The organism is Microcoleus sp. S36b_A4, from assembly GCF_036700645.1.
In the GTDB taxonomy this organism is placed as follows: Bacteria; Cyanobacteriota; Cyanobacteriia; order Cyanobacteriales; family Microcoleaceae; genus Microcoleus.
Genome location: NZ_JAUBPI010000034.1, coordinates 36,295 through 48,780 on the forward strand (window position 1 = coordinate 36,295; position 12,486 = coordinate 48,780).

10 protein-coding genes are annotated in these 12,486 nt (G+C 44.2%); 9 read left to right on the top strand and 1 reads right to left on the bottom strand.

The features are described from left to right. The first annotated feature begins 99 nt into the window (after window positions 1-99). The 5 genes from QUA03_RS13460 to QUA03_RS13480 all read left to right on the top strand — a co-directional run bounded on the left by QUA03_RS13460 (window position 100) and on the right by QUA03_RS13480 (window position 4,845). On the top strand, window positions 100-1,602 hold the full coding sequence (locus tag QUA03_RS13460) for an AAA family ATPase (protein ID WP_333212737.1): 1,503 nt from the start codon (window positions 100-102) through the stop codon (window positions 1,600-1,602). Continuing rightward, window positions 1,602-2,315, top strand: a complete 714-nt coding sequence (locus QUA03_RS13465; RefSeq protein ID WP_333212738.1) for a ParB N-terminal domain-containing protein — start codon at window positions 1,602-1,604, stop codon at window positions 2,313-2,315. The genes QUA03_RS13460 and QUA03_RS13465 overlap by 1 nt, the downstream gene beginning before the upstream one ends. A 251-nt stretch (window positions 2,316-2,566) precedes the next feature. Then, window positions 2,567-2,701, top strand: a complete 135-nt coding sequence (locus QUA03_RS13470; protein WP_333212740.1) for a hypothetical protein — start codon at window positions 2,567-2,569, stop codon at window positions 2,699-2,701. Between the two features lie 200 nt (window positions 2,702-2,901). Then, a complete protein-coding gene (locus QUA03_RS13475) occupies window positions 2,902-3,996 on the top strand; it encodes a Rho termination factor (modular protein) (protein WP_333212742.1) in 1,095 nt (364 codons plus the stop codon). 153 nt (window positions 3,997-4,149) lie between these two features. Beyond that, window positions 4,150-4,845: a Uma2 family endonuclease gene (locus QUA03_RS13480; RefSeq protein WP_333212744.1), complete on the top strand. Its 696-nt coding sequence runs from the start codon at window positions 4,150-4,152 to the stop codon at window positions 4,843-4,845. 27 nt (window positions 4,846-4,872) lie between these two features. Here QUA03_RS13480 and QUA03_RS13485 read toward each other — a convergent pair whose 3' ends face one another. Then, a complete protein-coding gene (locus QUA03_RS13485) occupies window positions 4,873-6,402 on the bottom strand; it encodes a phenylacetate--CoA ligase family protein (protein ID WP_333212746.1) in 1,530 nt (509 codons plus the stop codon). A gap of 129 nt (window positions 6,403-6,531) precedes the next feature. On the opposite strand from QUA03_RS13485, the gene QUA03_RS13490 reads away from it, so the two are divergent. The 4 genes from QUA03_RS13490 (at window position 6,532) to QUA03_RS13505 (ending at window position 12,420) form a co-directional block, all read left to right on the top strand. Continuing rightward, complete coding sequence (locus QUA03_RS13490) at window positions 6,532-7,800, top strand: transposase (protein WP_333212747.1); 1,269 nt, start codon at window positions 6,532-6,534, stop codon at window positions 7,798-7,800. Window positions 7,801-8,098: 298 nt separating this feature from the next. Then, window positions 8,099-10,003: a serine/threonine-protein kinase gene (locus tag QUA03_RS13495; RefSeq protein WP_333212750.1), complete on the top strand. Its 1,905-nt coding sequence runs from the start codon at window positions 8,099-8,101 to the stop codon at window positions 10,001-10,003. Between the two features lie 229 nt (window positions 10,004-10,232). Next, complete coding sequence (locus QUA03_RS13500) at window positions 10,233-10,502, top strand: hypothetical protein (RefSeq protein ID WP_333212752.1); 270 nt, start codon at window positions 10,233-10,235, stop codon at window positions 10,500-10,502. A 574-nt stretch (window positions 10,503-11,076) separates the two neighbouring features. Beyond that, a complete protein-coding gene (locus QUA03_RS13505) occupies window positions 11,077-12,420 on the top strand; it encodes an EAL domain-containing response regulator (protein ID WP_333212754.1) in 1,344 nt (447 codons plus the stop codon). Window positions 12,421-12,486 lie beyond the last annotated feature (66 nt).

Here is a 12,486-nt window from a genome sequence, read left to right on the forward strand (position 1 = left end):
TACCCTACTGTCAATATCACAATCCGTACCATTATTAAATCAGTCATTCCCAATCTAAAATCTAAAATCTAAAATCTAAAATCTAAAATCTAAAATCGAATGACTTTCAATCCCAATAACTGTCGCAACGAAAGTGAAGTAGAAAGCAAACTCATTGTCAGCTATCTGCTACCAAAACTAGGCTATACGCCCGACACTTGGCACCAAGAAATAGCATTTGGGAATATTCGTCTCGACTTCCTCTCATTTGCCACCCAAGTTATCCCCATAGTAGTCGATGCAGACTCACCGATGAGTGTAGTTATGGAGGCTAAACATCCGAAGGAAAATTTAGACCGCCACCTGCGAAAACTCACTCGCTATTTAACAAGTTTGAGCATCCGCTATGGTCTCATAACTAACGGTAAAGAAATTAGAATTTACCAAAGAGTTGCCGATGATATTCAGCTAGTCTTTAAGTGTGCTGGAAAAGACCTTGAAAAGAGAATTGATGAAATTATCACTTTAATTGGCAGAGATCGTTTAAAATTTATAAAAAATCCCGATAATCTCGAACTGGAAGATAGTAAAATTAACTTGGTTAGTCCTGAGTTAATTAGCGAAGTCCCAGTACAGCCCAACAATCCCGCCACCGCAGAACCTGAGACAAGTCAAATCTCTGAACCGGAACAAATACCTGAAAAATATCCAGTTAAGCCTCAAGTTAAATCCGATGTAACCGTTCCCCAAAAAAGGCAAAATAGTATGAAAATCATTGCAGTTTACCATAACAAAGGTGGCGTTGGCAAAACTACAACTGTCGTCAATTTAGCTGCTGCGCTGAGCAAGAAAGGTAAAAGAGTCTTGGTAATAGACTTAGACAGTCAAGCCAATACAACCTTTGCCACAGGTTTAGTTAAATTTGAGGATGAAGAACAAGACGATTTGAAAGATAATAATATTCTTCAAGTTTTGCAATCAGAAGACTTTTTCTCGATTGCACAAGTAGCTCGCAAGTCTAATTTTTGCCATCCCGAAATTGATGTAGTTCCTTCCCACATCGATTTAATGCAATATGAAACGGAGCTCAATCAACTAGATTACAGCCGAATGATTTTAATTCAGAAACTAGCAGAAGTACAGGAAAACTATGATATTGTACTGATCGATACGCCACCCTCGTTGAATTTTTATGCTAGAGTTGCCCTAATTGCGGCGGATTATTTAATTATTCCTTCGGACTTAAAACCTTTTGCAAATCAAGGACTGATTAATGTCAAGGATTTTATTAAAAAAGTCAACGGATTCAAAAAACAAATTAGCAAGAAACCTCTAGAAGTTTTAGGCGTACTTGCTTGCAAAATCTCAACTAATGCTAAATTTGTACAGTACAGTTTGCCCAAGCGGAGGGAGGCAATTCCCAAACGCTACGGCTTTGAAATCATGGACAGCGTAATTTACGAGAGAGACGATTTAGCAAAGTGTGCAGAACAATTTCAAATCGTGGGAAATATGGAAATCGCCGATCCGATTTCAGTGCTAGACTTTAAGCCTGATTCCATCGCATCCCAAGAATTTGAAATGCTAGCAATAGAAGTTTTGGAAAAAATAGGTAAAAACTAATGAAAAAATTATCTCCGTCACTGGTTGCAGTTAAAAAAATTACATCCGCAGTTCCCCGTTCCAATTTTGCAGAGTCTGATTTGGACAAATTAGCGCGACTGATTTTAGAGTCAGGAGGATTGATTAATCCGATAATTGTCCGCCGAAACGGTATGGATGCTTACGAAATAGTAGACGGAGACTTTGAATACTATGCGGCGGCGAGAGCAAAGGAAATAGAACCTCAAAAAGGGGAGACAATCGGAGCATTCATCCTGGAAGAAGAAAATGAAGAACTTCTCCTCGAACAACTTGAAATTCTCAGAAAAACCGCAAGCACTGACAATAAATTTGTAAGTGAGGTGCCTCAACATTCCTCCAGCTTTGAACAGCGACTGACAAATATTGAAAATAGATTGGAAAACAGAATTAATGAATTAAAAGCCGAGTATACGCGGGAAAAACAGGCGTTGATAGAGAGGGTTAAAGATGTTGAAAGTCGGATTCCCAAACCTGTTCCGCTGTTGGAAGCACTCAACACTCAAGATAAATTTAAATTGGCTACAAATTTGAAAAATGCTGGCATAAAAGCTCAAACAATAGAACAAATCATCAAAGAGCGAGGTTTGCAGCAGTTTGCATCTTTTGAAAATGTGTTGGAACGCATGAAAGGTAAAGGGTTAGGCGAGAAAACAATGATTAAGCTTATTGACAAGTGGCAAAAATATTTATAAGCTTTCAGCCATCTCAATTGCATTTTTGGGGCGCTGACAACCCGCCCGACAAAAGTTGAAAAACCCGATATGACTCGGCGGTTAAAACCCATCCTACACAAACTTCCGTCCCTCTCGGTTGAGACTAAAGAATAAGGACGATATTAAAGCTGGCTTTCGTATAAATCGAAATTGCGATCGTAATTCGCAACGTCAGCCCGATCGCCCTGATGCCAAAAAAAGTAAAAAAGTAAAGATGAGTAAAGCAGTGTATGCTTGGTGTCCCGCAGGCAGTTAAACTCATCACAGTCGCTTTTTTAGGAATTGCAGTAACTTTTGCCGATCGGGCTGTCACCGCACAGCCAGCCGCACAGTTACAGCAGCAACGGCATATCTCCCCCAGATAACCGAGTTCGATCGCAGACTTGGAAGACTCAGCCCAAGAAACCCTTTAACTTACCACGGTCTGGGTAAGGTGTTTGTCTCGCACCTTACAATTTGAGTTCTTGGGTTAGTCCTGCATCCCTTAAAACGCCGGCTGTAAAGTGCAAACATACATAAATACCTACACAGCAGATTTTAATGACAAAAGGGGACTTGTAACAAGATGGATCGATTGTCCGATCAAAACCGAATAGTTGAATATTTGCGGATTAAGCCCATTAGTCACAGTCAGATTTACACTTCCCAAATAGCAGTACCAGAGCCTCAGCGGGGCGAAATTCCTCGCGAACGTCGCGAAGCTCTCAGGAGAAGTCTGATCGAGCAAGGCAGCAACTTAATTCCTTTAATTGTACGCCCTACCGAAGCTTACAGCAACGAAGAAGAATATGAAGTGGTCTGCGGCTCAGATTGGTGTATTGTTGCTAAAGAACTTGGCATCGAGCAAATGTGGGCCTGGGTATTTGAAATGACCGACGAGGAGGTCGCTGTTGCTCAAGCTGAAATGGAACATTTAGCTCCGCAACCGACTCCTAAAACGGCACAAATTGAGACTCTACTGCAACAATTTGAGCTATCATTTCAAAAAAAGATAGATAGTCTAACAAAACAAATAGAACAATCTGTTAAAAAAAATGAAGACCTGCTAAAAAAGCACGTAAAAGCTCTAACTGAGCAGAACTTTGAGCGTAATCAAATAGAACAGATTAAGCATTTGCTCGAACAAGTAGAAAAAGCATTTCATGAAAAGGTAGATAAAATGGCTAAAAAAATTGAACAATCGAGCAGCAACCGTCCGCCAACATCGGTTGTTATTTCTGAGGTAAATCTTGAAGGTGCTTTGAGACAGTTGGATGAACTGGAAAAACTGCTATCAATAAAATTAGAACGCACAGTCGAAACAATTAATCAGTTTGTTTCCGACGCCATTGAAGAAGTAGAAAATGACCTGAAAAATCAAATCAAAACGCTCCGCCACCAACTGGGAGCCACAGCTACGCACTCAGAAATACAGCCCGATGCACCGCCGAAGAAGCAGTCAAAAACGCAGCCGAAGAAGCAGTCGAAAGCACAGCAGAAACCTCAGTTACCGCAGTTGCAGTTGGAGTTGCCGTTTCCGTCCCCGTCCCCAGAGGATGACTACGAAAGTCTTTCGCTGAGACGCTTGAAGGCGATCGGCAAAGACAGGAAAGTGCGGGGCTACGCGCGCATGAAACGACCGGAAATTCTGGCGGCTCTCAGACAAACTGACGGTCAATAAAACGATAATTGCTAATAGTTAAAGACTAATTGTTCGCTGTTCGATCGCGTTTTTCGGCAAAAAGCGCGATCGGGCTTTCAGAATAGTGATCGGCAGAGATATGAAAAGCTTGCTAAAATAGACACACAACCTCTTACTCCTCACCCAGCAGCCATGTCCGCAACCGCAGAATTAGCTACTACCCAAGAAATACCAGAACAAGAGATACCAGAAAATGTTATCTTTCCTTCAGGCGATTTATACAGTGACGAACCTCCCGTGGAAACAGAACTGCATCTCCGACAAATAATCCTACTCCTCAACTGTCTAGAATGGGTATGGCGAGATAGAAATGATTTCTATGCTGCTGGAAACCTCACCATTTATTACAGTCCCAAGCAACTCAAATCGAAAGACTTCCGAGGCCCAGACTTTTTTGTGGTACTCGGAACAGAAAGAAAAACTCGGAAAAGCTGGGTAGTTTGGGATGAAGACGGAAAGTACCCTAATATTATCATAGAAATCCTGTCTCCCAAAACAGCGGATATAGACAAAAACTTTAAAAAACAACTCTATCAAGATACTTTTCGCACTCACGACTACTTTTGGTTTGACCCAGAAACTTTAGAATTAGCTGGGTTTCATTTACTTGACGGGGAATATCAACCGATCACACCGAACGAATCCGGGCATCTGCGGAGTCAACAACTCGATTTGAGTCTCGGAATTTGTGGCGGAAAATTGCGTTTCTTTACAGCAGAAGGAGAGCTTGTCCCTACTCCTGAAGAGGTTGCAGGAAGGGAGATTCAACGAGCCGATCGCCTGGCCGCGAAACTGCGAGAATTAAATATTGATCCCGATACAATTTAGCGATCGTCCTACTCACAAAAACACGGTTTACTGCCGCGTGTATCGGTGCTTCACCCCAATCGGAAAATACTCCGCATCGCCCATCGCAGTTAATGTCACCACAGGTAACTGATATTCTGGCGGCACGTAATTAGCAAATTCGCTGTTTAGCCGCCGCAATTGCGCGAGAATTGAAGATGCGATCGCCTGCTGCATCTCCTCGTCGCCCTCCACCCCCGCTGCTAATTCCACAACCACCGATAAAAAGCGATTTTGATCCGCATCTTCCTTGACTTGCAATACAAATTTTCCCGTTACCCATTCCCGAATCGTGGGAACTTCTAAACCTACGGTGACATTTTCTGGGTAAATGTTAGCACCGAAGTAGGAAACGGTAAAGTGCGATCGCCCGAATACGTAGACAAATGGCAAGCAGCGAATTCCTCTGGGGAAATCAGAAACTTTCATACCTGCTGCTTGCTGCAAACTTGCAACAGGGTTAAATCCCCATTCAGCCAAAAAATTAAGCATTGCTTCGTAAGAAATTAAACCGCCATTATCCGAGATATGATAGCGTATTAGCGGGATACCGTTGTCGCCAGAAAATAACAACGTGCCGTCATTATTCACTTCAAAAAAGCGGCTTTTCGGATCATACTGCACCAGCGTTGGCAACCGCGATTCCCCGAATAAATTGCGTGCTGCTTCTGGATTGTTGGCTAAAAAGCGGCGGATGCAAATGCTCAGCGGTGTCTCGTTGCCCAAAACGCCCGCATCGGCAGTACCGTAAAGGCTCGCAGAGTTGTAATATAGATTGTCAGAATTAGTGCGATCGCTCACCAAACTCCGCCATTCTTCGCTAAACACTTCCCCCGCAAACACCATCTTAATTCGATATTTTTGCCACTCCACACCCCCAGCAATTCCGCTATCAATCACATCTTTGATAAACGGCGGATATCCCAACAATACTACTTGCTCGAAATGATCCCCAAGTTCCTGCACAACTCGAAATATCTCAGTCTTATTATTCCCAGGCGTTACAACTGTAACGGGATAACCCTTACTCGCTAGATAGCGGCAGCAATTCGCCGTGTACATTCCCCCAACCCAAGTCCCCAAAGCAAAGCAAATCACAGCTAAAGTTGAGCGAGTATCGGCGGAAAAACTGTCGTGAAATATTTGTTCAAAACGAGCGGCAATTTGCAACTCGTCGCTGATAAAACGCGGCCAAAATGTCGGGTTTCCTGTCGAACCCGATGAAACAGCAATGAAATCGCAAGTTTCTAATTTGCCCTGGTGGCACAACTGAGGTAGCGGGTAACAGCGTAAATAATTCTCTTTGGTAATTAGCGGCAATTTTTGGAAGTCTTCAAAGGTTTGAATTGAGGCGGGATTGATGTTATGTTCAGCTAGGAAAGTCTGGTAAGCTGGTACTGTGGCAGCGACTTTTTGGAAAAGGGCGATCGCCTCGGATTCGGCAACTCGACTCTGCTGGTGTTGCAATCGTTCCTCAAGTGGCGCCCTCAAAAACTCTTCAAACGCCCCAATCGCTCGCTGACGCTGTTCTGGCTGCATGATTTGCTCCTTAAAATGCGTATTGTAAAACTTCGTTGAGTTTGTAAGCACTTATAAGCAATAGTAGTATGATGATATTATCATAGGGGCCGAGTGAAATACGCGCCATCTAAAAAATAAAAGCCTTAAATGCAGTTAACAGAACGACATATCATTAAATCTACGGAACACCGTTTCGCTGAAATTGATCGACTAGCTTTTAAATCCAAGAATCTCTACAATGCCGCCAACTACGTCATTCGTCAGAGTTTTATTTATGGATGGGGCTATGTCGGCTACAACGAAATGAACCGCTTAATGAAGTCTCACGAAGCGTACAAGGCTTTACCTGCCAAGGTTAGCCAACAAATCTTAATGGTGTTGGACAAGAATTGGAAATCATTCTTTGAAGCGGTTAAAGCTTACAAAACGGATTCCTCTAAATTCACTGGTCGCCCAAAACTGCCGAAATACAAAGATAAAACTAAAGGACGAAACATTCTCGTTTACACAATTCAAGCAATTAGCAGCAAACAGTTGAAAAAGGGAATCATTAAACTTTCGGGGGCTGACCTTTCGATCAAAACTAAAATTAATCCCGCTCGAATTTGCCAAGTCAGATTAGTTCCCAAATGCGATTGCTATGTAATGGAGGTGATTTATGAGGAACCGGAGTCCACCTTTAGTGGTGACAACTTTGTAGCTAGCATTGATTTAGGACTGGATAATTTAGCGGCGCTAACTTCAAGTCAACCGGGGTTTACCCCACTGTTGGTTAACGGGCGACCGTTGAAATCTATCAACCAGTTCTACAACAAGCGCAAAGCCAAGTTGCAATGTCAGTTGAAAAGAAATCGCAGAACCTCATGTCGCATTCAGCGTTTAACTCGCTGTCGCCACCAAAAAGTTGATAATTACTTGCATCACACAAGCCGCCTAATTGTTGACCATTTGGTAGCGAAACAAATTGGGACGCTAGTAATTGGTAAGAATGCACAATGGAAAACCGAGATCGATCTAGGGAAGCAAACTAACCAAAACTTTGTCAGCATTCCTCACGCTCGATTAATCGAGATGTTGGATTACAAAGCTCGACTGGTTGGAATCGAAGTAATTGTACAAGAAGAGTCCTACACCTCGCGAGCGAACTTCCTGGGTTTAGACCCAATCCCAGTTTACGGAAAAACTGATAAAGACCCCGTTTTCACGGGCAAGCGAATTAAACGAGGTTTGTACAAAACATCAATTGGTCAATTAATCAATTCTGATGTTAACGGTTCGTACAATATCCTCAGAAAAGCAATCTCAAATGCGTTTAGCAATGGGATAGGGAGCTGCGTAGTTCAGCCGAGGCGGGTCAATCCGCTCAAAGTAAAAGTGAAAGGGGCGGGGCTTGAAGCCTCCCATGTCTATAAATGACTATACTTTTACCAGCTATTTTGCACCTCGATCGCTCAAGATTCAATTAGTAGCGCTAACGCCCGATCGCACATTGGGCTGGACGCTAAAAATTTGAACACACTTTGAGGTCGATCGAAAAAATGGCGCAGTAGATAAACTTCCATAGCACGAAACCGCTGTTTTCACAATAACCACAGGGGATAGCCAAGCTGCCGATCGACTAATCAACACTGACACACTATGGCAAGATTAAATCAGCGATCGCCCAAAACTCCCAGTCTCAGTCAAGCGTGAAAATCCGACGCAGCAAGTTCCAATGAACAATCCCATCTACCCCGGCATAACTCTCAACAACCACTACCGCATCGTCCGCGAATTGGGACACGGAGGCTTCGGACGCACCTACCTGGCTGAAGACGCCCACCGATTTAACGAACCCTGCGTTTTAAAAGAATTTGCGCCCCAAGTACATGGAAGTTACGCTTTACAAAAATCCGAGGAACTGTTCGAGCGGGAAGCGGGAGTGCTCTACAAGCTGCAACACAATCAAATTCCCCGCTTTCGCGAACTCTTCCGCGTCAGTATCAGCGATCGAGGCTACCTATTTTTCGTCCAAGACTACGTGCCCGGTCAAACTTACCGCTTTCTGCTCGACGCCCGCAAGCGTCAGGGTTTGCGGTTCATAGAAGCAGAAATCAATCAATTACTGCTGCAGATTTTGCCCGTGCTCGAATACATTCACTCTTTGGGAGTGATTCACCGCGACATCTCCCCGGACAACCTGATTCTGCGGAGTTCTGACGGGATGCCCGTGCTGATCGACTTTGGCGGAGTAAAACAAGTCGCCGCCACCGTAGAGTCTCTATTCGCTGAGGCTAACGGCACTCTCGCCCCCGCGACTCGCATCGGCAAGCTCGGCTATGCTCCCGTCGAACAGATGCAGATGGGCATTGTCTCTCCCCACAGCGATTTGTACGCTCTGGCGGCCACGGTTTTGGTGTTGCTGACTGGGAAGGAACCCCATCAATTGCTCGACAGCCATACCCTGAATTGGAACTGGCGGGGGGAATGTTCTCTGTCTCCGAATTTGTCCCTGGTGCTGGATAAAATGCTTGCTCAGGAGCCGAGCCAGCGTTACTCCTCGGCTCGCGAGGTAATGCTCGCTCTCTCCGGCAATCCGCCGTTACAGCCACCTTTGCCACCAGCCCCGGATTTTGGTATCACCCAGCCACCAGATTTCTCGCCTATACCCGTGCCCGCTCCCACACCAAAACTGCCGGGAACTCCGGTGCGAGTTGCTGCTATTGGCAATCAGCAAAAAATGCCTGCTTGGAAAATGGTTTTGTTCGTGGTGGCGGTGCTCTCAAGTATGGGGGGAGTTGGCTGGTTGGCGGGCAATTCTTTGTTAAATCTGCAATCAAAAGTGCAGAAAGTTCCCCAGCCTTCAAGCCCGAAGCAGCAGCAAGAAGATGCTTTGCAAGATCGCTTTGTCAAGCTCAAAATTGACGATCGATTCTATAACGGTTACGTCAACCTTGTGGACGAGACTTTCTATGCCAAATACCCGGAATTGGGGGGACGATTGTTAAAAGAAGGCGAGGAAGATCGCCAGTGGCGCGAAAGATGGCAGAAAATCGGCGAGGAGTTGCTCGACAAGCTGGAAAATCTCAGCAGCGACGCTAGATCACGGTTGGGCACTTACGACACCACTGATATCGATCGCTGGAAAACTGAGGTTAACAAGCTGAATTTGAGTAGTCGGGCTTTGTACGATTTGGCTGATGCTAGGTTCTTTTATTGGTTTCCACAACAGCCGCGCGATCGCAATATCATTGGTTTGCCGATCGGACAAATTTGGCAAGCAATTACCGCCGACGAACTCGAAGCCTTACAAGCTGGAGCAACTGTCGAAAGCGTTGAATTTGACCGCCTATCGAAGAGCAAAAGCCTCGCAGGCAATCTCAAACCCGGAGAAGGGAAAGCTTACATTGCCAGGTTCGCTCAAAATCAAACTTTGCGCGTGAATTTGCAAGCACCGCGCAAATCTACCCTACTGTCAATTTATACTCCGGGGCGGACAAAGGGCGCGCGAGCTTTGCTGGAAGATGCAGAAGGACTTAGTTGGTCAGGATTGCTGGATGATACTGGTTTTTATGAATTCGTGGTAGTTTCTCAAGCATCTGAGCCGATCCCTTACGAGTTGAACCTGACTGCCGAATAACTGCTATTGACAATCAAGCATCCAGGATACCCGCCACGTGATTCATCCGTCCAGAAATAAAAAATCTGTATCCGATAAAGGAGCCCCCGAATTTATCCGTGGGGTCAATGCTAAAATCCAAAATCTAAAATCTAAAATCTAAAATCTAAAATCTGTTGACGCTCTCGATCCACCCAGGCAATAATAAGGTAATACCAATCAGGTAAGTTTTCCTGTTCAAAGAAAGAATATGCTGAGATTCGCGATCGTAGCTTTAGTGACTTTGGGATTAGTATTAGTGACTGCACTAGGTTTACATCCGGCCAATGCGACAGTCAGCAATCCCGAATTTTATGCTTGGAACTTTGCCTCTGTAGGCAGTAGCGAGCTGGTTTGTAAAAAGACCGTGGTAGTTCCGCAAGACCGGATAATTCCGTCATCATCCATGCACGCTGTCAGTATCACTTCTGCAATTGTAGATTCCAAGTTTTGCGCGAATTCCACTAAGCCTGTGAATTAAGGCACCGCATAATAGGATTTCGGGTTAGAGAACCATAATTAAGTTCTCCGTTAATCGATTTTAGATGTTAGATTTACTTCACAGATGAATCTGGGAGATTGAACCTTAATCTAAAATTTTTATCTCTCCACTACTGTTGTCTGAAAGCAAGTATCTTTTTTTGGATGAATCAGGATGCTGCATCCTGATTCATCTATGGAGATAAAACTCTAGTTTTCCGTACAAACACGGACTAATTATGAACAATTAACCGGACATCATATAAGTGATAGTCTGAGTAATTTTCGCCATCGGCGCACTGAAACTGTTCGCTAATTTTTTTATGAGAAATATTGGGGATTTTGTAATAAAAGTTTATCGAACGAGTAGGGCGCAGCAGTTTTCTGCTTTTGAAAGAGATCGAAATTTTCCCAATTTGGGCAGTTCTTTGATTGTGACTTAAGAACCGAGGGAAAATATTCAGCCATTTGGCTAATCATTTATTGGCTAATTGGCCCAATTACTAATTCCCTAGTTTGAGTATGCTAGAGTTAGTCAGGTTCAGATATATAGTGGCATCTGTTATCTAAGTATCATGCTCAAAATTTTGGTAATTGAAGACGACGAATTAATCCGGGAAACTCTTCTGCAACTTCTGGAATCTCACAGCTACCGGGTCATTGCGGCCGAGAACGGTCGAGCTGGGGTGCAGATGGCACTTTCGGAGATACCGGATTTAATTTTGTGCGATGTGCAGATGCCGGAACTCGACGGTTATGACGTGTTGCGGACTCTGCGGCAAAACTCTCTAGCTGCAACAATTCCATTTATTTTCCTCACGGCTCAAAGTGACAAAACCGATTTTCGTCGGGGGATGGAATTGGGGGCAGACGATTACCTGACAAAGCCGTTTACCAAGGCTGAATTGCTGGGAGCCATTGCTTCTCGCGTCTTGAAACGGCAAACTATTACTCAACCGCTGACAGTCGCGCTTCACCAAGCAGAAGCCAGACTCAAAGATTTAGTTAACGACTCCACCAAGGTTACAACTCTCTCTCCTGAAAAGTTTGCTCTCGAAGCTTTGCTGCGCCACGCTTTGGCACAAGGTGAGTTTCAGGTATACTATCAGCCACAAGTGAATATTGCGACCGGTCAAGTTATCGGCGCCGAAGCTTTAGTGCGCTGGCAAAATCCCGATCGAGGTATAATTTCTCCCGTCGAATTTATTCCCTTAGCAGAAGAAACAGGTTTAATTATTCAGATTGGGGAGTGGGTACTGCTTTCAGCTTGCGCTCAAGCCGCTAGTTGGCTGGCTGCAGGGTTTTCCCCCTTTACAATATCAGTAAATTTGTCTGCGCGACAGTTGTCAGACCCGGAACTCAAGGCGCGAATCGTGCAAATATTGGAAACTACAGGTTTAGATCCTGCTAATTTAGAATTAGAAATGACCGAAAGCGCTTTGGTGGAAAATGCGACAGTAGCAGGCGCTACTTTAAACGAACTTAAAGCTCTAGGGATTCGGATTGCTATTGACGACTTCGGCACCGGTTACGCTACTTTAGGATATCTCAAGCAATTTGCTTTTGACAGTTTAAAGATCGATCGAATTTTCGTCCGTAATGCCAACGAAGATGCTCAAAATGCTGCTATTACTACAGCAGTAATTTTACTGGGTCACAGTTTGAACATGACTGTAATTGCTGAGGGAGTGGAAACAGAAGCAGAACTAGATTTTTTGAAACAACATCAGTGCGATATCATGCAGGGGTATCTGTTCAGTCGCCCCGAACCAGCAGCGATAATTGAAAGTATGTTGGTTGCCGACCCAAGTTTGTTCGCGCCGCCGCCAGCAGCACCTGGTCGCGTTGTTCCTTTTGTACCTGTGTCTGAACCCGAAAAATCTAAAAACCTTTCAATGTCGGGTCTAGGAATAGTGTAAGTGTCACCAAAATTTCTGTTTTATAGGATAAAATTCTTTCTTTTACCTTCTATTTTCGGCATAAAA